This is a genomic window from Pseudomonas sp. FW305-3-2-15-E-TSA4 (assembly GCF_058787295.1).
Genome location: NZ_JBYSZP010000030.1, coordinates 1 through 20907, shown reverse-complemented (window position 1 = coordinate 20907; position 20907 = coordinate 1). Strand labels below are relative to the sequence as shown.

The 20907-nt window shown below is 62.3% G+C and carries 18 protein-coding genes; 16 read left to right on the top strand and 2 right to left on the bottom strand.

What is annotated here, in order from left to right; all coding sequences use genetic code 11:
* Window positions 1-10: 10 nt before the first annotated feature.
* The 13 genes from AC3WMV_RS27605 (at window position 11) to madM (ending at window position 15611) form a co-directional block, all read left to right on the top strand.
* Window positions 11-5911, top strand: coding sequence for an Hpt domain-containing protein (locus AC3WMV_RS27605; RefSeq protein WP_103369359.1), 5901 nt, complete (start codon window positions 11-13; stop codon window positions 5909-5911).
* Window positions 5904-6374: a chemotaxis protein CheW gene (locus tag AC3WMV_RS27600; RefSeq protein WP_096795755.1), complete on the top strand. Its 471-nt coding sequence runs from the start codon at window positions 5904-5906 to the stop codon at window positions 6372-6374. Before AC3WMV_RS27605 ends, AC3WMV_RS27600 begins: the two co-directional genes overlap by 8 nt.
* Window positions 6375-6905: 531 nt before the next feature.
* Window positions 6906-7271: a DUF6124 family protein gene (locus tag AC3WMV_RS27595; protein WP_103369360.1), complete on the top strand. Its 366-nt coding sequence runs from the start codon at window positions 6906-6908 to the stop codon at window positions 7269-7271.
* Between the two features lie 234 nt (window positions 7272-7505).
* A complete protein-coding gene (locus AC3WMV_RS27590) occupies window positions 7506-8261 on the top strand; it encodes a hypothetical protein (RefSeq protein ID WP_146038512.1) in 756 nt (251 codons plus the stop codon).
* A gap of 102 nt (window positions 8262-8363) precedes the next feature.
* Entirely contained in the window at window positions 8364-10034 is a 1671-nt protein-coding gene (gene mdcA / locus AC3WMV_RS27585) for a malonate decarboxylase subunit alpha (RefSeq protein ID WP_103369362.1), read from the top strand.
* The gene (locus AC3WMV_RS27580) at window positions 10034-10906 is read left to right on the top strand and encodes a triphosphoribosyl-dephospho-CoA synthase (protein WP_103369363.1); all 873 of its coding nucleotides are present in this window, start codon (window positions 10034-10036) and stop codon (window positions 10904-10906) included. The genes mdcA and AC3WMV_RS27580 overlap by 1 nt, the downstream gene beginning before the upstream one ends.
* Window positions 10906-11205, top strand: coding sequence for a malonate decarboxylase subunit delta (locus tag AC3WMV_RS27575; protein WP_003229075.1), 300 nt, complete (start codon window positions 10906-10908; stop codon window positions 11203-11205). The genes AC3WMV_RS27580 and AC3WMV_RS27575 overlap by 1 nt, the downstream gene beginning before the upstream one ends.
* A complete protein-coding gene (locus AC3WMV_RS27570; RefSeq protein ID WP_103369364.1) occupies window positions 11198-12049 on the top strand; it encodes a biotin-independent malonate decarboxylase subunit beta in 852 nt (283 codons plus the stop codon). Before AC3WMV_RS27575 ends, AC3WMV_RS27570 begins: the two co-directional genes overlap by 8 nt.
* The gene (mdcE, locus tag AC3WMV_RS27565; RefSeq protein WP_103369365.1) at window positions 12046-12831 is read left to right on the top strand and encodes a biotin-independent malonate decarboxylase subunit gamma; all 786 of its coding nucleotides are present in this window, start codon (window positions 12046-12048) and stop codon (window positions 12829-12831) included. The genes AC3WMV_RS27570 and mdcE overlap by 4 nt, the downstream gene beginning before the upstream one ends.
* On the top strand, window positions 12825-13445 hold the full coding sequence (locus AC3WMV_RS27560) for a malonate decarboxylase holo-ACP synthase (protein ID WP_103369366.1): 621 nt from the start codon (window positions 12825-12827) through the stop codon (window positions 13443-13445). Before mdcE ends, AC3WMV_RS27560 begins: the two co-directional genes overlap by 7 nt.
* Window positions 13442-14362, top strand: a complete 921-nt coding sequence (gene mdcH / locus AC3WMV_RS27555; protein ID WP_103369367.1) for a malonate decarboxylase subunit epsilon — start codon at window positions 13442-13444, stop codon at window positions 14360-14362. Before AC3WMV_RS27560 ends, mdcH begins: the two co-directional genes overlap by 4 nt.
* 66 nt (window positions 14363-14428) lie before the next feature.
* Window positions 14429-14845 (top strand): malonate transporter subunit MadL, encoded by a 417-nt coding sequence (madL, locus tag AC3WMV_RS27550; RefSeq protein WP_103369368.1) that lies wholly within the window; start codon window positions 14429-14431, stop codon window positions 14843-14845.
* A 1-nt stretch (window position 14846) separates the two neighbouring features.
* Window positions 14847-15611 (top strand): malonate transporter subunit MadM, encoded by a 765-nt coding sequence (madM, locus tag AC3WMV_RS27545; RefSeq protein WP_103369369.1) that lies wholly within the window; start codon window positions 14847-14849, stop codon window positions 15609-15611.
* Between the two features lie 196 nt (window positions 15612-15807).
* Here the strand turns inward: madM and AC3WMV_RS27540 are convergent, their stop codons facing one another.
* Window positions 15808-16728 (bottom strand): LysR family transcriptional regulator, encoded by a 921-nt coding sequence (locus AC3WMV_RS27540; protein ID WP_103369370.1) that lies wholly within the window; start codon window positions 16726-16728, stop codon window positions 15808-15810.
* 142 nt (window positions 16729-16870) lie between these two features.
* Between AC3WMV_RS27540 and trhA the strand changes: the two genes are divergently transcribed.
* A complete protein-coding gene (trhA, locus tag AC3WMV_RS27535) occupies window positions 16871-17488 on the top strand; it encodes a PAQR family membrane homeostasis protein TrhA (RefSeq protein WP_103369371.1) in 618 nt (205 codons plus the stop codon).
* Window positions 17489-17531: 43 nt separating this feature from the next.
* Here the strand turns inward: trhA and AC3WMV_RS27530 are convergent, their stop codons facing one another.
* Window positions 17532-18449: a LysR family transcriptional regulator gene (locus tag AC3WMV_RS27530; protein ID WP_103369372.1), complete on the bottom strand. Its 918-nt coding sequence runs from the start codon at window positions 18447-18449 to the stop codon at window positions 17532-17534.
* Window positions 18450-18557: 108 nt separating this feature from the next.
* Here AC3WMV_RS27530 and AC3WMV_RS27525 point away from each other — a divergent pair, with 108 nt between their 5' ends.
* A complete protein-coding gene (locus AC3WMV_RS27525; protein ID WP_097089000.1) occupies window positions 18558-19799 on the top strand; it encodes a D-amino acid dehydrogenase in 1242 nt (413 codons plus the stop codon).
* 41 nt (window positions 19800-19840) lie between these two features.
* Window positions 19841-20743 carry a transporter substrate-binding domain-containing protein gene (locus AC3WMV_RS27520; protein ID WP_027610600.1) on the top strand — a complete coding sequence of 301 codons (903 nt, stop codon included), beginning with the start codon at window positions 19841-19843 and terminating at the stop codon, window positions 20741-20743.
* The last annotated feature ends 164 nt before the right edge of the window (window positions 20744-20907 follow it).

Below are 20907 nucleotides of genomic sequence, written 5' to 3'. Positions count from 1 at the left end.
TGGAGTGGTTATGGGTGACCGGCACGACTACGTGGCCCTCGAATGGGTCAAGGGTGAAATTGCCGAAACGCTGAAACAGGCGCATCAGGCGATTGAAACCGTGCTCGATGACCCGCAGGCCGCGCCGGGGCTGGATGAGTGTCTGGCGTATATCCATCAGGTGCATGGCAGTTTGCAGATGGTCGAGTTCTACGGCGCCGCGTTGCTCGCCGAAGAGATGGAGCATCTGGTCGAAGCCTTGCAGCACGGGCGCGTCGCCCATCGCGATGAAGCCCTGCACTTGCTGCTGCAAGCCCTCGGGCAATTGCCGATCTACCTCGATCGGGTGCAGAGCGCCCGCCGCGACTTGCCGCTGGTGGTGCTGCCGCTGATCAACGACCTGCGCAGCGCGCGCGGCGACAGCCTGCTCTCGGAAACCAGCCTGTTCAGCCCGCCCTTGCCGGACTTGCCGGCGTTGAGCGCAGAAGCGCTGGCCGCGCTGGAGCCGGTCGAGTGGCCCAACGTGCTGCGCAAGTTGCGTCAGATGCTGCAAATGGCGCTGGTCGGGTTGCTGCGCGAGCAGGATGACCAGACCCACCTCGAATACCTGGCGAAAGTTTTCCAGCGCCTCGAAGCGCTCAGCGCCGATGCGCCCCTGAGCCCGCTGTGGCAGGTCGCTTCCGCGCTGGTCGAAGGCATGCGCGAAGGCGCCATCGCCAACAGCCCGGCGTTGCGCAGCCTGTTCAAGGACGCCGACAAGGAACTCAAACGCCTGCTCGAACAAGGCCCGCGCGGCCTCAATCAGCCGCCCCCGCCGGAGCTGCTGAAAAGCCTGCTGTTCTATATTGCCAAAGCCGAACATCCCACCGGGCAGATGCTGACCATGAAAGATCGCTACTCCCTGGACGACGCGTTGCCCGACAGCGCGATGGTCGACGAAGAACGTGCGCGTCTGGCCGGCCCCGACCGCGATGCGATGCGCTCGGTGCTGGCGGCGCTGTGCGAAGAGCTGGTGCGGGTCAAGGAGCGTCTCGACCTGTTCGTGCGCAGCGACCGTCAGCACACCTCCGACCTAGAGAGCCTGCTGGCGCCGCTGCGGCAGATCGCCGACACCCTCGCGGTGCTCGGTTTCGGCCAGCCGCGCAAAGTCATCATCGATCAACTGGCGGTGGTCCTCAGCCTCGCTCAGGGCCAGCGCGAACCGAATGACGCGACCCTGATGGACGTTGCCGGCGCGCTGCTTTACGTCGAAGCCAACCTCGCCGGGATGGTCGGCACCGTCGAGCCGGAAAGCCCCGAAGACGCGCGCCTGCCGACCACCGACCTGACGCAGATTCATCAGATCGTGATCAAGGAAGCACGCATCTGCCTGCAACAGGCCAAGGACATGATCGTCGATTACATCGACGCCGACTGGGATCGCCAGCAACTGCAACCGTTGCCGGAACTGCTGACCCAGGTGCGCGGCGCGCTGGCGATGATTCCGCTGAGCCGGGCGGCGAGTCTGGTCGAAGCCTGCAACAGCTTCATTCGCGAGCATTTGCTGCTCGATCCGCACGAGCCGGGCTGGCAGCAACTGGATCATCTCGCCGACGTCATCACCAGCCTCGAGTATTACCTCGAACGCCTGAGCGACGACCCGCAAGCGCCGAATGAGCAACTGCTGGATGTCGCACAGAAGAGCCTCGCCAGCCTGGGTTTCTTTCCACATGAGCAGCACGTGCCGCTGCTCGACGATGTACTCAGCCCCAGCGAAGCGCTGGTGATGCAAGACCTGCAGGCGCTGGATGATCCGCAGATCGTGCAGTCCTTGGCCGAGGTGCTGGCCAGCCCGGTGTCGGCGGTCAACCCGCCGGCCTTGATCACCCCCGGCAACCTGATGCCGCCGCCCGCCGACGAAGAACCGGTGGACGATGAACTGCGCGAAGTATTCCTCGAAGAGACCGACGAGGTGCTCGAGGTTCTGCACGAATACCTGCCGCGCTGGTCGGCCGACACTCATGACCGCACCGCCCTGACCGAACTGCGCCGCGCTTTTCATACCTTGAAGGGCAGCGGGCGCATGGTTCGCGCTTTGATCCTTGGCGAGCTGGCCTGGGCGGTGGAAAACCTGCTCAACCGCGTGCTGGAACACAGCGTCGAACCTGGCGCGCAGGTGCAGCAGTTGCTCACCGACACCGTGTTGCTGCTGCCGGAACTGATCAGCGAATTCGCCACGCACCGCCAGCGTCAGCGCAGCGATGTCGATCAACTGGCGGCCCGCGCGCATGCGCTGGCCAAAGGCGTCGAGCCGCTGGCAGCCGAAGACGTCGCCGACGTGGCGGCCCTCGATCCGCTGTTGCTGGAAATCTTCCGCAACGAAGCCGAGACCCACCTCGCCAGCCTCAACCGCTTCCTCGATCAGGCTGCCGAGCATGTGCCGCTGCCGGCCAGCGACGAATTGCAGCGCGCCTTGCACACGCTCAAGGGCAGTGCGTCGATGGCCGGCGTGTTGCCGATTGCCGAACTGGCCACGCCGCTGGATAAACTGGCGCGCGAGTTCAAGGCGCATCAGTTGCCGCTGGATCTCGATGAAGTGGAATTGCTCCTTGAAGCCGAAGGCCTGTTCCGCGTCGGTCTGCGCCAGCTCAAGCACGATCCGCTGGCACCGATTGTCGGTGCGCAGTCGCTGATCAAACGCACCGAAACGCTGCTGGCCGAACGCCTGGAGGCGATCCTCAACGCGCCGAACACCGGCCTGCGGATCAAGCGCGATCCGCAACTGATCAACAACTTCCTCGCTCAAGGCATGGACATCCTGCTCGACGCCGAAAGCCTGTTGCAACGCTGGCAGCAACACCCCGGCGAGCGCCAGGAACTCAGCGCGCTGCTGGACGAACTCACAACTCTGGGCGAAGGCGCACACCTCGCCGATCTGCTGCCGGTGGACGTGCTCTGCGAAGCCTTGCTCGACCTGTATGGCGCCGTCGAAGAAAGCAGCCTGGCGGTCAGCGACAGGTTCTTCCACGAAGCGCAGAACGCCCATGAAGCGCTGATCAACATGCTCGACGAACTGGCCGCCGGTCAGGAAATCACCCCACAGCCGCAGCGCATTCGCGCCCTGCACGAACTGCTCGATGAAAGCCTCGATCCGACCGCCATGGGGCTGATTCGCAGCGACGGCAGCAGGACCTTGAGCATCAGCGAACTGGGCGCCGCGACTGCCGAACTCGCCCACGCCAATGCCGAGACCGCACCGGACGACGAGATCGTCGAGATCTTTCTCGAAGAAGCGGTGGACATTCTCGACAGTGCCGGACAAGCCTTGCAGCGCTGGTTGAGCGACCCGGACAACGCTGCGCCGCTGTCGTCGTTGCAGCGCGATCTGCACACCCTCAAGGGTGGCGCGCGGATGGCCGAGGTCGATGCCATCGGCGATCTGGCCCATGAGCTGGAAAGTCTCTACGAAGGTCTGGTAGATCGTCGCCACAGCTACAGTGAGCTGCTCGGACGCTTGCTGCACAAGAGCCACGACCGCTTGGCCCAGTTGCTTGAACAGTTGCACAACCATCAGCCACTGACCCCGGCGCAAGACTTGATCGAAGCGATCCGCCAATTCCGTCAGGGCCAGTCCGGCAGTGCCGAAACAGCGCAGCCGACGGCTGCACCCGACAGCACAGCGCATGATCCGGAGCTGTTGGAAATCTTCCTCGAAGAAGGTTTCGACATCATCGAAAGCTCCGGCGCGGCGTTGCTTCGCTGGCAGGCCGAGCCGGGCAATCGGCAGGAAGTGGAAACCCTGCTGCGCGATCTGCACACCCTTAAGGGCGGCGCGCGGATGGTCGAGATCGGCCCGATCGGCGACCTCGCCCATGAGCTCGAATACCTTTACGAAAGCCTCGCCACCGGCGTGCTGCAACCGTCCGCCGAACTGTTCGCGCTGGTGCAGCGCGGGCATGACCGGTTGGCGCAGATGCTCGACGGCGTGCGCGCCGGGCAGCCATGCCCACCAGCGGATCGGCTGATCAATGCGATCCAGAATTTCAGCCACCCGGTGACTCCGGACATACCGCCGCCGTTGCCGCTTGCGGCCAAGACCGAACCTGCGGCACCCGCCGCTGATGCCGGCGCAGACATGGTCAAGGTCTCTGCCGAACTGCTCGATGACTTGGTCAATCTGGCCGGGGAAACCTCGATTTTCCGTGGGCGTATCGAGCAGCAAGTCAGCGATGCACAAACCGCGCTGAACGAGATGGAAACCACCATCGAACGCATGCGCGATCAGTTGCGCCGACTCGACACCGAAACCCAGGGACGGATCCTCAGCCGTCAGCAAGTTGATGCCGAACGCCTCGGTTACGAAGAGTTCGACCCGCTGGAAATGGACCGCCATTCGCAGTTGCAGCAACTGTCGCGGGCGCTGTTCGAATCCGCCTCCGACTTGCTCGATCTCAAGGAAACCCTCGAGCGCCGCAACCACGACGCCGAGAACCTGTTGCAGCAACAGGGGCGGATCAACACCGAGTTGCAGGAAGGCCTGATGCGTACGCGCATGGTGCCGTTCGAACGCATGCTGCCGCGCCTGAAACGTATCGTGCGGCAGGTCGCCGAAGAGCTGAACAAAGACGTCGCGTTCATCATCGGCAACGCCGAAGGCGAGATGGATCGCAACGTGCTGGAGCGCATGGCCGCGCCGCTGGAGCACATGCTGCGCAACGCCGTCGACCATGGTCTGGAGTCGGCCGAAGTGCGGCTGGCGGCGGGCAAACCGGCGCAGGGCACGATCACCCTGGACCTGACCCGCGAGGGTGGCGACATCGTTTTCGATATTCGCGACGACGGCGCCGGGGTGCCGCTGGAAGCGGTGCGGCGCAAGGCGATCAAGCGCGGCCTGCTGGCACCGGACGCCGAACTCAGCGACCGCGACGTGCTGCAATTCATCCTGCAGCCGGGGTTCTCCACGGCGGAAAAGATCACCCAGATTTCCGGGCGCGGCGTCGGCATGGACGTGGTTCATGAGGAAGTCCGGCAGCTCGGCGGCACCATGAGCATCGACTCGGTGCCGGGGCAGGGCGTGCACTTCCGCATTCGTCTGCCGTTCACCGTGTCGGTCAACCGCGCGCTGATGGTGCAATGCGGCGAGGATCAATACGCGATTCCGCTGAACACCATCGAAGGCATCGTCCGCGTGTTGCCGAATGATCTGGAAGCGCACTACCGCAACGATCCGCCGAGCTACCACTACGCCGGTCAGCGCTACGAACTGTGCTATCTGGGCGAGCTGCTGAAAACCGCGCCGCGCCCGAAACTGCTCGGCCAGAGCCTGCCGTTGCCGGTGCTTCTGGTGCAGTGCAATGACCGGCACATCGCGGTGCAGGTCGATGCGATGGCCGGCACTCGCGAGATCGTGGTCAAGAGCCTCGGCCCGCAGTTTGCGGCGGTGCAGGGCGTGTCCGGGGCGACGATTCTCGGCGATGGCCGGGTGGTGCTGATTCTTGATCTGCTCGCACCGATTCGCGCGATGCAGGCGCGGGTTGCGCAGCGTCCGGCGCAGACGGAAATCGACAGCGAACCGCAGAAGCCACTGCTGGTGCTGGTGGTCGATGACTCGGTGACCGTGCGCAAGGTCACCAGCCGTTTGCTCGAACGTCACGGCATGAACGTGCTGACCGCCAAGGACGGTGTCGACGCGATGCTGCTGCTCGAAGAACACATGCCCGACCTGATGCTGCTCGACATCGAAATGCCGCGCATGGACGGTTTCGAAGTCGCCACCCAAGTGCGCAACGATGAGCGCCTGCAACACCTGCCGATCATCATGATCACCTCGCGCACCGGGCAGAAACACCGCGACCGCGCGATGGCCATCGGCGTCAACGACTACCTCGGCAAGCCGTATCAGGAATCGGTGCTGCTCGAAAGCATTGCCCACTGGAGCAAGAAACATGCATGAGCGCCGCCACAACGCGCGCACCAGCCAACTCACCGGCCTGCTGCTGCCGCTGGCCGACCGCAACCTGATCCTGCCCAACGTCGCCGTGGCCGAGCTGATCGACTACCAGGCCAGCGCCTTCGACCTCGACACACCGCCGTGGTACCTGGGGCGGGTGAGCTGGCGCGAACGGCAGATTCCGCTGCTGAGTTTCGAGTCGGCCTGCGGGCAGAAAGTCGTCATCGGCGAACGCGCGCGGATCGTCATCCTCAATGCCCTTGGTGGGCTGCCGCAGCTGAAATTCATTGCGCTGCTGGTGCAGGGGATCCCGCGTTCGTACAAGCTCGACAGCCAGTTGAGTTATGTCGATGTGCCGTTGTGTGCGCTGGAGCAGGCGGCGGTGCAGGTCGGGGAGCAGGTGGCGAAAGTCCCGGATTTGTTGGGGTTGGAGCAGTTGTTGGTGGAGGCAGGGCTGGTTCACTGATCCAGCCTTTGTGGTGCTTTGACTGGCCTCATCGCTGGCAAGCCAGCTCCCACAGTGTCCGCGTCGTATTCGGATTTTGTGAATCACACAAAACCCTGTGGGAGCTGGCTTGCCAGCGATAGGGCCAATTGAATCAGCAAATTCTCACAGGCAAATCCTCAATTCCTGCAGTGCAATAAACACCTTCAGCACAGCTGTTTAAAGACACTCAGTGTTACGCCTAATCCGCCTACAAATCCTTGCGCCGCTGCCTACGCATGCACCAGAATCCGCCGGCTTGTGCGCCCTCGGCAGGCTGCGTAACTTGATCCCGTCACTGATTCCCAGTGATCGGGTTTAGCAGCCCGGCTTTGTCCTTTCCCCCGTGCACGAGATTCATCCAGTCAGGCATTCGCCTGCGCTTGATGGTGGCTGTGCGCATGGCACCTTCGGGTGCGCCGGGTTGGGGATTGACCGGTCTGCTAACTTGCGCATAGCCGCCACCCTATCGTTTAGCAGCGGGATGGTGCGGCCTAATAGAGGTTTATCCCCATGTTCAAAGTAACGCCTAACCCGCCGGTCACCGACACGGCATCCCCTTACGAAGCCCCCGAATCAAAGAAATTCCACGAAGCCGCCGAGCGCGCCCTCGACCATTACCTCGGCCCGCCAAAACCCGACCTCATGGCCACGCCCTACACCCCCAACACGCTGTACATGGCCAACCCCGACGCCGACAGCGAATCCCTGCTGGCCGACGCCAGCGAATCCCTTGGCTCCGCTACGGTCATGCTCAACAACCATGCGGCGCTGGTGCAAAGCGCGCACCGCAAGACCCTGCAGGGTATTGCTCAAGTAGTGATGGTGGCGGAGATGGCGGTCAACCGTGTGTTGGACAGGTTGGTGCCGACTGACTGATAAATGCGTCGAGTCAGGCGACGCCATCGCGAGCAGGCTCTCTCTTACAGTGGATCTATGGCGCACAAAAATTGTGCGTTCACTAAGAATCCCATGTGGGAGCGAGCCTGCTCGCGAAGAGGCCGTCATGTGCGCTGCACATTTTGCAGCTGTCACATCGAGTGTCTTGATGCATAAAGCTCTGGTTGGGGGTGCCGATAAGATGGAGCCAGTAGGGGAAGGAGTGATATTTAAGTGATGCTTTTGGTCAGTAATGCAATGGATTGGTTTTTGGCGGTATACAACGAGACGCCGTTTGGCGGCGTACTTCTGTGCTGGGCGGCAGTAGCAATTATCACCGCAGTGGTGCTCTCTATGAATCGCTCGGTCATCGGGCAAGTAATAGGTTTCGGCGTTTCGATGATAGGAGCGGTTTGGATTCTGACGTATATGGACCTTTCGACATTTTACGGATTGGAGCGCCGGTCGAAGGAGATCATCAAAAACCTCGTCATCATGAGTCTTGGAGGGGTAAGTTCAGCGCTTTTGGTGTCCGCAATGCTCACTAAACCCAAACGAAAGGTTGAGCTAAGGCAGCGTGCGTTTGTTCGGCATCACCTGATGAAGGCATTTCAAATCTTATTTTGGTTCGGTGTTATCGAGAGCCTTTTGATGTTGGTTCTGAGTTCAGGATTAGCACTCTTCGCACAGCCCGTGGCGACCAAGGGACAGTTCACTGGTTTTCTGGTGAGTATCGTGTTGGCAGGTATGGGGCTTGGGGCTGCAGAGCTAGGAAAGGGCTGGAACAAATGGGAGGGCATGTCGCTGCTGATAGTCTTGGGCTTACTGTCATTGCTGACTGCGGTGTTCTTTCAATCCCTCGCGGGCGTCTGGCATTTTTCGCCGTCTTTAGTCGCAGTAACTTTCGCAGTGTTGTTAGTGCCTCAGCTAATCATCAGCTTATGGGAGTGGAAGTTGAATCGGAGTCGGAGTCGAACTCCGCCGTTATAGTGTCCGTTACGCTCAGCGTAATGATTCACCACCGCGCTTGATTGATGCCCCCAATCCACACGCCTAACGTAGCTCCACGACAGCGAACCCCGTGGAGTGAGCATGACAACAACAATTTCCGCCGACTCGCGCTGGACGCGGCGGCGTGACGAGAAGCAGCGGCGTCTCGACAAGGTGCGCGGGCTGGCCGACGGTGTGGTGTTGCCCAGCGACAAGATCGTCGCCGCACTCGAAGCGTTGATCCATCCCGGCGACCGGGTGGTGCTGGAGGGCAACAACCAGAAGCAGGCGGATTTCCTTTCCCGTTCGCTGGCCAAAGCCGATCCGGAAAAGCTGCATGATCTGCACATGATCATGCCTAGCGTCGGTCGCTCCGAGCATCTGGATCTGTTCGAGCGCGGCATCGCCCGCAAGCTCGATTTTTCCTTCGCCGGCACCCAAAGCCTGCGCATCAGCCAGTTGCTCGAAGACGGTCTGCTGGAAATCGGCGCGATTCATACCTACATCGAACTCTACGCCCGGCTGGTGGTGGACTTGATCCCCAACGTCGTGCTCTCGGCCGGGTTCATGGCCGACCGCGCCGGCAACATCTACACCGGCCCCAGCACCGAAGACACCCCGGCACTGATCGAACCGGCGGCGTTCAGCGATGGCATCGTCATCGTTCAGGTCAACCAGTTGGTGGATGACGTCAGCGAACTGCCGCGCGTCGACATCCCGGCCTCGTGGGTGGATTTCGTGGTGGTGGCCGACAAGCCGTTCTATATCGAACCGCTGTTCACCCGCGACCCACGGCACATCAAACCGGTGCACGTGTTGATGGCGATGATGGCGATTCGCGGGATCTACGAAAAACACAACGTGCAGTCGCTCAACCACGGCATCGGTTTCAACACCGCCGCGATCGAATTGATCCTGCCAACCTACGGTGAATCCCTCGGCCTCAAAGGCAAGATCTGCCGCAACTGGACGCTCAACCCGCACCCGACGTTGATCCCGGCGATCGAAAGCGGCTGGGTCGAAAGCGTGCATTGCTTCGGCACCGAACTCGGTATGGAAAACTACATCGCCGCGCGCCCGGACGTGTTCTTCACTGGGCGCGACGGCTCGCTGCGTTCCAACCGGATGTTCTGCCAACTCGCCGGGCAATACGCGGTGGATCTGTTCATCGGCGCGACCCTGCAGGTCGATGGCGACGGCCATTCCTCGACCGTCACCCGTGGTCGCCTCGCCGGTTTCGGCGGTGCACCGAACATGGGCCACGACCCGCGCGGTCGCCGTCACGGCACCCCGGCTTGGCTCGACATGCGCCACGACGATTCACAGCAACCGATGCTCGAACGCGGCAAGAAACTTGTGGTGCAAATGGTCGAGACCTTTCAGGAGGGCGGCAAACCGACCTTCGTCGAAACCCTCGACGCGGTGGAAGTGGCGAAGAAAAGCGGTATGCCGCTGGCACCGATCATGATCTACGGCGACGACGTTACCCACCTGCTCACCGAAGAGGGCATCGCCTACCTGTACAAAGCGCGCTCGCTGGAAGAACGCCAAGCGATGATCGCTGCGGTTGCGGGCGTGACTGCCATCGGCCTGCGCCACAACCCGAAAGACACCGAACGCATGCGCCGCGAAGGCCTGATCGCCTTGCCCGAAGACCTCGGCATCCGCCGCACCGACGCCACCCGCGAACTGCTGGCGGCGAAAAGCGTGGCCGATCTGGTCGAGTGGTCCGGCGGCCTGTACAACCCGCCCGCCAAGTTCAGGAGCTGGTAATGCACGCACTCAACCTGCAAGCGAAACCCCTGAGCCTCAGCGAACACCTGGCCGATCTGGCGGTGGATGCGCTGATCGACGAAGCCGATCTGTCGCCGAAACCGGCGCTGGTCGACCGACGTGGCAATGGCGCGCACACCGATCTGCACTTGGGCCTGATGCACGCTTCGGCGTTGTCGTTGTGGCCGGCGTTCAAGGAAATGGCCGAGGCCGCCAGCGCGATGGGCGAAGTCGGTTTGCCGTTACGCGAAGCGATTGGTCGCATCGGTCGCGAAGGCGAGCAAGCGATGCTCGCGACCACCAACGGGGTGAATACCCATCGCGGGGCAATTTGGGCACTGGGATTACTGGTGACCGCCGCTGCGCTGGTACCGAAATCCTCAAGTGCCAACGCTGTCTCTGTTCGCGCCGCACGTCTGGCATTAGTCGATGACCGCTACGCACCTAAACCGCTGAGCCACGGCGCGCAAGTCGCCCTGCGTTACGGCGCACGCGGTGCCCGTGAGGAAGCGCAACTCGGCTTTCCGTCCGTGCTGCAACGCGGCCTGCCGCAACTCAAACGCAGCCGCGCCAGCGGCCACGGCGAACAGAACGCCCGGCTCGATGCGCTGCTGGCGATCATGACCGATCTGGCCGACACATGCGTGCTCTACCGCGCCGGTGAACAAGGCCTGCACGCCATGCAACACGGCGCGCAAGCGGTGCTCGACGCCGGCGGCAGCGCCAGCCTCGGCGGGCGTCGGCGCCTGCACGAACTGGATCAACAACTCATCGCATTGAATGCCTCGCCCGGTGGCGCCGCCGACTTGCTCGCCGCCACGCTGCTGCTCGATCGAATCGAGCGCGACGGCATCCTTCAGGGAGCGTTTTGATGGAAACCTTATCCTTTGAATTCCCCGCCGGGCAGCCGCCACGCGGGCGGGCGCTGGTCGGTTGTGTCGGCTCGGGCGATCTGGAAGTGCTGATCGAACCGGGTCTGGCTGGCAAGCTGACGATCAATGTGCAGACCTCGGTCAACGGCGCGCAACAGCGCTGGCAGCATCTGTTTGCGCGGATGTTCGACGGCACCACGCCACCGGCGATGGCCATCGATATCCACGATTTCGGCGCCACGCCGGGGGTGGTGCGTTTGCGCCTGGAACAAGGTTTCGAGGAGATCGGCCATGACTGACAGCGCAGCGCTGTTGCACAAGCACAGCTTCGTCGAACTCGGGGCTCGGCAACGGGCGAAAGCCTTGCTCGATGCCGGGACCTTCCGCGAATTGCTCGACCCGTTTCAACGGGTCATGTCGCCATGGCTCGAACGCCAGGGCGTGGTGCCGCAAGCCGATGACGGCGTGGTGATCGCCAAGGGCAGCCTTGGCGGTTTGCCGCTGGTGATCGCCGCCATCGAGGGCGCGTTTCAGGGCGGCAGCCTCGGCGAAGTCGGCGGAGCGAAGATTGCCGGCGCGTTGGAACTGGCCGCCGAAGACAACCGCAAAGGCATCCCGACCCGCGCCGTGTTGCTGCTGGAAACCGGTGGCGTGCGTTTGCAGGAAGCCAACCTCGGGCTGGCGGCGATTGCCGATATTCATGCGGCGATTGTCGATTTGCAGCAGTACCAACCGGTGGTTGGTGTGGTCGCGGGCAGTGTCGGCTGTTTCGGCGGTATGTCGATTGCCGCTGCGTTGTGCAGCTATTTGCTGGTGACCCAGGAAGCGCGCCTCGGCCTCAACGGCCCCCAAGTGATCGAGCAGGAAGCCGGGATCGAAGAGTACGACTCCCGCGACCGGCCCTTCATCTGGAGCCTGACTGGTGGCGAGCAGCGTTTTGCCAGCGGGCTGGTGGATCGTTATGTCGCCGATGATGTGGCACAGATTCGCCAGCAGGTGGGCGAGTTGTTGCAACAAGGCTTGCCTGCTCAGCCGCGCAGTCAGCGCGCCGAATGGTTCCTGGAACGTCTGGCGAGCCTGGACACCGACAAGCAAATCGAACCGTCGGTGGTTCGCGATCTGTATCAAGGAGAGCGCTCATGAGTGGTTATTCCGTGCGCGGTTTGAACTGGTTCAACGCCCTGACTGGTGGGGCGAAAGCGGTCGGAGGTTTGCCGCCATCGTTGAAGGTTGCTGACGGTGAGCTGGGGCGGTTTATCGCTGTGGTTGCTGACCCCGACAACCGTTTCCCACGGGCTCGCAACGGCGAAGTCGGTTTGCTCGAAGGCTGGGGGCTGGCCAAGACTGTGGATGACGCGATCACGGCGGATCGCGATAAAGCGCAGAAACGCCCGATCATCGCCATCGTCGACGTCCCGAGCCAGGCTTACGGTCGTCGCGAAGAAGCCCTCGGCATTCACCAGGCACTGGCCGGTGCGGCGGACAGTTATGCCCGCGCCCGTCTGGCCGGGCATCCGGTGATTGCGCTGCTGGTGGGCAAGGCCATGTCCGGGGCGTTTCTCGCTCACGGTTATCAGGCCAACCGCTTGATTGCCCTGCGTGATCCCGGGGTGATGGTGCATGCGATGGGCAAGGCCTCGGCGGCGCGGGTGACCTTGCGCAGTGTCGAGGAACTGGAAGCACTGGCTGCCAGCGTGCCGCCGATGGCCTATGACATCGACAGCTATGCCAGCCTCGGATTGCTCTGGGAAACCTTGTCGGTGCAGCAGATCGAGCAGCCGACTGTGGAAGATCTGGCGCGGGTGACCGAGTGCCTGAAACAGGCCATCGACGATATCTCCAGCACTGACTTGCGCAAGCGTCTCGGCGCGAAAAACCGTGAGGCATCCAGTCGCGTGCGTGAACTGCTGAGGGCGCAGTGGTGAACCTGCCACTGGCCCACGACCTGCTGTGGGGCATGACCCCGGCGCAGCTGCCGGCGGATGCGCCGCAGTGGGCGATCGAGTCGCTGGCTGCCAGGCAACCGGTGGTGGTGCGGCGGGCGGTGAGCGCTGAAGGTTTGGTCGCGGTGGGCGTGCGCGGTGTGGTGCGTGAGCAGCGGCTGGCGGCGTTCATGCCGGTCGATTCGATTGCCTGTCGCGTTAGTCCTGAGGCGCTGTGTCATGTTGAGTGCGAGCGTGATTTACCGGTGATGCAGGCACTCAAACAACTGCGGCCGATGCTCGATGATTGCGGTTGGGTCTGGGGTATCAGCGGTAGTGTCGGGTTTGAATTGGCCAGTGGTTTTAGGGCGATGCACGCGGCCAGCGATCTCGATCTGATTCTGCGTACACCGCAGCTGATCCCCCGCAATCAGGCACGCAAACTGGTCGAGCTCTTTGATCAAGCTGTGTGCCGGGTCGATATGCAGTTGCAGACGCCGTTCGGTGCAGTGGCTTTGCGCGAATGGGCCGGCGGGTCTGCACGGGTGCTGCTGAAAAACGCCCATCAAGCCTGTCTGGTGGCTGACCCGTGGAACCCGCAGGAGCAGGCAGCGTGAGCAGTCTGTTGGTGTTCCCCGGTCAGGGCGCGCAGCAACCGGGCATGCTCCAGCATTTGTCTCGGGCAACCTTGACCGAGGCCAGCGATGTGCTCGGTGAAGATGTCGCGCTGCTCGATTCTGCCGATGCGTTACGCAGCACCCGGGCGGTTCAGCTGTGCCTGTTGATCGCCGGGGTCGCTGCTTCACGACAATTGCTGCAGGACGGAATCACGGCGGATTACGTCGCCGGCCTGTCCATCGGCGCATACCCGGCAGCGGTGGTCGCCGGGGCCTTGAGCTTCAGCGATGCGCTGCATCTGGTCAGCCTGCGTGGCGAGTTGATGCAGCAGGCTTATCCACAGGGCTATGGCATGACCGCGATCATCGGTCTGCAATTATCCACCGTCGAAACGCTGCTGGCGCAGGTGCACAGCGCGGAGTCGCCGGTGTATCTGGCCAACATCAATGCCGATAACCAGGTGGTGATTGCCGGCAGCGACAAGGCCATGCAAGCGGTGGCGGAACTGGCGCGCAGTCGTGGCGCCGGTCTGGCGAAACGCCTGGCGGTGAGCGTGCCGTCGCACTGTCCGTTGCTGGATCAGCCTGCGCGAATCCTCGCCGAGGCCTTCGCCAAAGTGGAACTGCAAATCCCGAAAATCGCTTATCTGAGTGGCAGTCGCGCGCGTCCGCTGATCAAGCCTGATGCGTTGCGTGATGACCTCGCTTTCAACATGTGCCGCGTGGTGGACTGGCGCGGCACCGTGCAAAGCGCTTACGAGCGCGGCGTACGTTTACAAATCGAACTGCCGCCCGGTGCGGTGCTGACCGGGCTGGCGCGCCGGGTGTTTGAATCGGGCACGGTCACTGCCTTTGACAGTGCGCGTCTGGACACCTTGCAGGCGCTGTTGCGAGAGGAGGGTGGCCGCCGACCATAAACCGCCGCGACTCAGGCTTCGAACAACAAAAACAACATTCGACGATGCACTTTGAGGACTACAACAATGATTATTTACGGTGTGGCGCTGTTGGCGATCTGTACGCTGGCAGGGGTGATCATGGGCGACATGCTCGGCGTGTTGCTGGGCGTCAAATCCAACGTCGGCGGGGTCGGCATCGCCATGATCCTGTTGATCTGCGCGCGGTTGTGGATGCAAAAACGCGGCGGCATGACCAGGGATTGCGAAATGGGCGTCGGCTTCTGGGGCGCGATGTACATTCCGGTGGTGGTAGCGATGGCCGCGCAACAGAACGTCGTCACCGCCCTGCACGGCGGCCCGGTGGCGGTGCTGGCGGCCATCGGTTCGGTGCTGGTCTGTGGCTGCACGATTGCCTTGATCAGCCGCACCCATAAGGGTGAACCATTGCCCGACGAACCGGTGGAAGTCACTCCGGTCGGCACCCCGGTAGGAGGTCGCTGACATGTGGGCACTCATTGAAAACGGTCTGGAACACAATGGCCTGATCACCGCGTTCGCTTTCGTCGGCGTGATCATGTGGGTCTCGGTGATTCTCTCGAAACGCCTGACCTTCGGGCGCATTCACGGCTCGGCGATTGCCATCGTCATCGGTCTGGTGCTGGCCTGGGTCGGCGGCACCATGACCGGTGGCCAGAAAGGCCTGGCGGATCTGACGCTGTTCTCCGGCATCGGCCTGATGGGTGGGGCGATGCTGCGGGATTTCGCGATTGTCGCCACGGCGTTCGAAGTGCAGGCGACCGAGGCGAAGAAGGCCGGGATGATTGGTGTGATTGCGCTGCTGCTCGGAACCATCCTGCCGTTCATTGTTGGCGCGTGCATGGCCTGGGCCTTCGGCTATCGCGATGCGGTGAGCATGACCACCATCGGCGCGGGCGCGGTGACCTACATCGTCGGCCCGGTGACCGGTGCAGCGATTGGCGCGACCTCGGATGTGATGGCGCTGTCGATTGCCACCGGGTTGATCAAGGCGATTCTGGTGATGGTCGGCACGCCGGTCGCGGCGCGGTGGATGGGCCTGGATAACCCGCGTTCGGCGATGGTGTTCGGTGGTCTGGCCGGAACGGTGAGCGGGGTGACCGCAGGGCTGGCGGCGACGGATCGGCGCTTGGTGCCTTATGGGGCGTTGACGGCGACGTTTCACACCGGGCTTGGGTGCTTGCTGGGGCCTTCGCTGTTGTTCTTCATTGTTCGCGGGATTGTGGGCTGAAAATCAAAAGCCCCTCACCCTAACCCTCTCCCGGGGGGAGAGGGGACTGACCGAGTTGGATGCTGGAGGTATGCCGACTTGAAAGTCCTGAGTCGAACTCAGGTCTTGAAACCCATGAAGATCTGCTCCCTTTCCCCCTCTACCCCTTGGGGGAGAGGGCTGGGGTGAGGGGGTAGCTCTTGATCTTGATTTTGCTCTAAATCCCAACCTGTCGATTGGCATACATCCGACACTCCGCCAGCAACGCCAGCAGATTCGGATCACGCTCCTTGGCCTTCAAGAACACCACGCCAATGTGCTGCTGCAACCGGTACTTCTCCTGCAACGGAATCAGCTTCACCCGGTTCTCGTACACCGCCGCAATCCTTCCTGGCAGCAACGCATAACCCACCCCCGAGCTGACCATGCTCAGCAGGGTGAAGATGTCGTTGACCTGCATCGCCACCTTCGGCTCGACCCCCGCCTGTTTGAACACCCGGATGCCGTCCTGATGGGTGGCGAAGCCCTGGGTCAGGGTGATGAAGGTTTCATCGCGCACCTCGGCCAGATCGACTTCACTGCGTTGAGCGAATCTTGAATCTGCCGGCGTGGCGAGGAAAATGTCGTCGGAAAACAGCGGGATCTGCTCGCAGTCCGGGTCGCTGACCGTGTCGTCCAGCGACACCAGGATCGCGTCGACTTCCATGTTCTTCAGCTTGTAGAGCAGGTCGATATTCGAGCCGAGGATCAGGTCGATGTTGAGTTCGCTGCGACGGATCTTCAGGCCCATGATCAGTTGCGGTACGGTTTTCACCGTCAGCGAATACAGCGAGCCGAGTTTGAAGCGTTCAGCGGAGAACCCGGCGGCCTCGCGGGTCAGGCGCACGCTTTCGACCACGTCCTGAATCAGCTTCTGCGCGCGTTCTTCGAGCACGTAGGCGCTTTCCAGTGGCGTCAGGTTGCGCCCTTCGTGCTTGAACAGCGGGCAGCGCAGGGCGCTTTCCAGCGAATGGATCGCCCGGTGCACGCTGACATTGCTGGTCTGCAACTCGACAGCGGCGCGCGCCAGGTTGCCGGTGCGCATGAAGGCGAGGAACACCTCGAGTTTTTTCAGGGTCAATTCTTCGTCGATCAGCATGGCGCGGACTCTTTTTGGTATCGACCGATTGTGCCCAATTACCGTGGCGTGCGCAGGTCCGCGTTGAACAGAAACATTGCGCTTTTACGCTCAAGGCCCGAGCCTTGCGCGCTGCGGTAACGAATAACGAGGTGAGCGACACATGTATCACGGGGAAAAACTCAACGCATGGACGCATCTGGTCGGGGCAGTGGCCGCATTTATCGGCGGCGTGTGGATGCTTGTGATTGCCAGCCTCGACGGCAGTCCGTGGAAAATTGTCAGCGTGGCGATCTACGCCTTTACCTTGCTGGTGCTCTACAGCGCCTCGACCGTGTACCACAGCGTGCGCGGGCGCAAGAAAGCGATCATGAAGAAGGTTGATCATTTCTCGATCTACCTGCTGATCGCCGGCAGCTACACGCCGTTCTGTCTGGTGACGCTGCGCGGGCCGTGGGGCTGGACGCTGTTCGGAATTGTCTGGGGGCTGGCGCTGATCGGCATCCTGCAGGAGATCAAACCACGCTCCGAAGCGCGAATCCTGTCGATCGTGATCTATGCGGTGATGGGCTGGATCGTGCTGGTGGCGGTCAAACCGTTGATTGCGGCGTTGGGCAGGGCAGGCTTTGCCTGGCTGGCGTCGGGCGGGGTGTTGTATACCGTGGGCATCATCTTTTTTGCCCTGGATCACCGGTTACGGCATGCGCACGGGATCTGGCATCTGTTCGTGATCGCCGGGAGTCTGCTGCACTTTGTGGCGATTCTGTTTTATGTCCTCTAACTGGAATTGTCCCCAATCTCCCACATTAGATTGTGTTCCCACATCAGACTTGTGCCGAGTGCAGGTTATTGAGTTGTTGTTCAGCTCGCTGACTGAAAATCTGCAGCAGATCGTTGAGCGTATGCGGTGGTGGCTCGCTGGCGCGGGTCACGGCGTACAAAGTGATCGGCAGTGGCGGGGCGAGGGGGCGGAGGGTGGTGGTTGCCACAGAGGCGCCCAGTGCGGTGAACGGATCGATCACCGCGACGCCGGCACCGGACTCGACCATCGCCCGTGCCAGCGAATAGGTCTGCACGGCAATCCGCACCCGTGGCGGTGGCTCCACCGCTTCCAGATAGCTGTCGAGCCTTGCCGCCAATGGATCGGCGCTGGATAAACCAATCAGCGGCACATCCGCAAGCTCCATCAGTGGCAGCGGTTTGCCGACGTCTGCCGGCGGCCAGAAGTCCTTTGGCGCCAACGCCACCAGCACCCCCGCCGCCAGCGGCTGCGCTTTCAGCCCCGGGTGATCCGGCAACTGCAACGTCAGGGCCACGTCCACTTCGCGCATCAGCAGGTTCTGCATCAACTCGCGGCTGTGGGCACTGGACAGTTCGCAGGCGATGTCCGGGAACTGCGCCGTCCATTGCCGGATCGCCGGTGGCAGCAACGACAGCGCCAGCGCAGGAGTCGCGCCGATCCGCAGGCTGTGGCCGGGTTCGCGGCGCAGGCTCTGTGCCAGGCGCCGCACGCCCTGCAGACTTTCCGTGACCTTGTCGACTTCGCGCTCCAGCTCCAGCGCTTCCGGGGTCGCCTGCAATTTACCGCGCACCCGCAGAAACAACGGAAAGCCCAACTGCTGCTCGGCGTGCTGCAGCACTTTGGTCACCGCCGGTTGCGAGACGTGCAGCAATTGCGCAGCGGCGCTGACCGAGCCGGTCTGGCGGATGGCCTGGAAAATCTCGATGTGGCGAAGGCGCATGGCGAGTCCATAACCTTTGTTTATAGGTCTGGCATCTTTATTCATTGTTCGGCGCCTGTCACCTCACCCTAACCTCAGCCTCGTCTTCACATAGAAATAGGGACGGACATGGCTCAGCGTGTGTGCATCATCGGCGGCGGCGTGATCGGGTTGGCAACGGCCTATGCGCTGGTGCGCGACGGTTTCGAAGTGACAGTGGTCGAGGCGCGGCGGTCGCTGGGCAGCGAAACCAGCTTCGCCAACGGCGGCCAGTTGTCCTACCGCTATGTGGCGCCGCTGGCCGATGCCGGCGTGCCGATGCAGGCGATCGGCTGGATGCTGCGCGGCGACTCACCCCTCAAGCTGCGCCCGCGTTTGGACCCGGCGCAGTGGCGCTGGATGGCGTCGTTTCTCGCCGCCTGCCGAACCTCGGTCAACCGCGAAAACGCGGCGCATCTGTTGCGTCTGGCGCTGTTCAGCCAGAGCACGCTGAAACGCTGGCGCGAGGATGACGGACTCACCGGTTTCAACTGGCGGCGCAACGGCAAACTGGTGACCTTCCGCAATGCCGTCAGCTTCGACCATGCGCGCAAGGGCCTGGCCGATCCGCAGCAACAACAGGTGTTGTCCGCCACCGAATGTGCGCAACTGGAACCGGCCTTGGCCAAGGCGCCGTTTGTGGGCGCGATCTACACGCCGGATGAAGAAGTCGGCGACTGTCACGCCTTTTGCCAGCAGTTGGCGGTGCGATTGAAGGCGTCGGGCCGCTGCGAGTTTCGTTTCGGTCAGGCAGTCAGCGGCATTCGTCACAGCCACGGCGCCGTCACCGCCATTGAGCTTGGCGACGAAACCCTGCCGGTCGACCAACTGGTGATCGCCGCCGGGCACCGAAGCCCTTTGCTGGCGCTGCCCGGCCTGCACGTGCCGCTGTATCCGCTGAAGGGTTACAGCCTGACCGTGCCGATCGGCAACGGGCATCGGGCGCCGGACGTGAGCATCACCGACTACGACCGCAAGATCGTCTACGCGCGCATCGGCGAACAGTTACGCGTGGCGGCGATGGTCGACATCGTCGGTTTCGACCCGGCGGTAGATCCCGAGCGGTTGGCACTGATCAAGCGCCAGGCCCGCGACACCTTTCCCGATGCCGGCAATTACGACGCGGCTGTGGAGTGGGCGGGCATGCGCCCGGCCACCCCAACCGGCGTACCGTTGTTGGGCGCCACGGCGTATCGCAATCTGTGGCTCAACCTCGGCCACGGCGCGCTCGGTTTCACCCTGGCCTGCGGCAGCGGGCAGTTGCTCAGCGAACTGATCGGCCAGCAGCGTACATCCATTGATCTGCACGGCTTCAATCCCCGTGCGGCGTGACGGCTTCTGCTCAAACACCCCAACCACAACGGAGAATAACAATGCAAAAAATCACGTTGCTCGGCTGCACACTGGCGCTGTTCATCGGCGCCCAGGCACAGGCCAATGAAGTGCCGCTGACCGGCGCGCTTGGCAAGATCGCCAGCGCCAACAGCATCACCCTGGGCTATCGCGATGCGTCGGTGCCGTTCTCGTATGTGGGCGATCACACCGGACAGCCTATGGGGTATTCGGTGGAGCTGGCGGGCAAGATTGTCGAGCGGATCAAGCAGCAACTGGCGTTGCCGGAGCTGAAGGTGAAGTACAACCTGGTGACGTCGCAGACGCGGATTCCGCTGGTGCAGAACGGCACGGTTGATCTTGAGTGCGGCTCCACCGGGGTGACGGCCGAGCGGCAGAAACAGGTCGCGTTCTCCTACGGTTTCATCTACGTAAAAGGGCAGTTGCTGACCGCAAAGGACAGCGGCATTCACAGCTTCGATGACCTGCGCGGCAAGAACGTGGTGACCACCGCCGGCACCACCAACGAGCGCTATCTGAAGAGCTACAACCTCGACCACAAACTGAACATGTTCGTGATCAGCGCCAAGGATCACGGCGAGGCGTTCCAGATGCTGCAGTCGGGACGGGCAGCGGCCTTCTACATGGACGACGCATTGCTCTACGGCGAGCGGGCCAAGGCGCGGGACCCGCACAACTGGGTCGTGGTGGGGGAGGAACAATCGCGGGAAATCTACAGCTGCATGGTGCGCAAGGATGATCCGCCATTCCTCGCGCTGGTGAACGACGCGCTGGCCGATCTGTACAGCTCGGGGGAGATCAACGGGATCTACCGTAAGTGGTTCGAACAGCCGATCCCGCCAAAGGGGTTGAACCTGGAGTTTCCGATGACCAGCGAGTTGAAGGCGATCATTGCCAGGCCAGTCAGTGATCCGGTGGAGTGACAGTCAGACCGAGGGGAAGCTTTTCGCGAGCAAGCCCGCTCCCACAGTAGTTCTCGGGTGTACACAAAATTTGTGCTCACTGGAAATCCAATGTGGGAGCAACTGTCTTACTGCCACCATTCGTCACCGCCACTCTGTGCCGTCTCGCAGCATGGCATTCAATC

Bases quoted from the DNA above. Each gene is read 5' to 3' on its own strand.
- AC3WMV_RS27605 (WP_103369359.1), top strand. From the start codon at position 11: ATGGGTGACCGGCACGACTACGTGGCCCTCGAATGGGTCAAGGGTGAA.
- AC3WMV_RS27600 (WP_096795755.1), top strand. From the start codon at position 5,904: ATGCATGAGCGCCGCCACAACGCGCGCACCAGCCAACTCACCGGCCTG.
- AC3WMV_RS27595 (WP_103369360.1), top strand. From the start codon at position 6,906: ATGTTCAAAGTAACGCCTAACCCGCCGGTCACCGACACGGCATCCCCT.
- mdcA (WP_103369362.1), top strand. From the start codon at position 8,364: ATGACAACAACAATTTCCGCCGACTCGCGCTGGACGCGGCGGCGTGAC.
- AC3WMV_RS27580 (WP_103369363.1), top strand. From the start codon at position 10,034: ATGCACGCACTCAACCTGCAAGCGAAACCCCTGAGCCTCAGCGAACAC.
- AC3WMV_RS27575 (WP_003229075.1), top strand. From the start codon at position 10,906: ATGGAAACCTTATCCTTTGAATTCCCCGCCGGGCAGCCGCCACGCGGG.
- AC3WMV_RS27570 (WP_103369364.1), top strand. From the start codon at position 11,198: ATGACTGACAGCGCAGCGCTGTTGCACAAGCACAGCTTCGTCGAACTC.
- mdcE (WP_103369365.1), top strand. From the start codon at position 12,046: ATGAGTGGTTATTCCGTGCGCGGTTTGAACTGGTTCAACGCCCTGACT.
- madL (WP_103369368.1), top strand. From the start codon at position 14,429: ATGATTATTTACGGTGTGGCGCTGTTGGCGATCTGTACGCTGGCAGGG.
- madM (WP_103369369.1), top strand. From the start codon at position 14,847: ATGTGGGCACTCATTGAAAACGGTCTGGAACACAATGGCCTGATCACC.
- AC3WMV_RS27540 (WP_103369370.1), bottom strand. From the start codon at position 16,728: ATGCTGATCGACGAAGAATTGACCCTGAAAAAACTCGAGGTGTTCCTC.
- trhA (WP_103369371.1), top strand. From the start codon at position 16,871: ATGTATCACGGGGAAAAACTCAACGCATGGACGCATCTGGTCGGGGCA.
- AC3WMV_RS27530 (WP_103369372.1), bottom strand. From the start codon at position 18,449: ATGCGCCTTCGCCACATCGAGATTTTCCAGGCCATCCGCCAGACCGGC.
- AC3WMV_RS27525 (WP_097089000.1), top strand. From the start codon at position 18,558: ATGGCTCAGCGTGTGTGCATCATCGGCGGCGGCGTGATCGGGTTGGCA.
- AC3WMV_RS27520 (WP_027610600.1), top strand. From the start codon at position 19,841: ATGCAAAAAATCACGTTGCTCGGCTGCACACTGGCGCTGTTCATCGGC.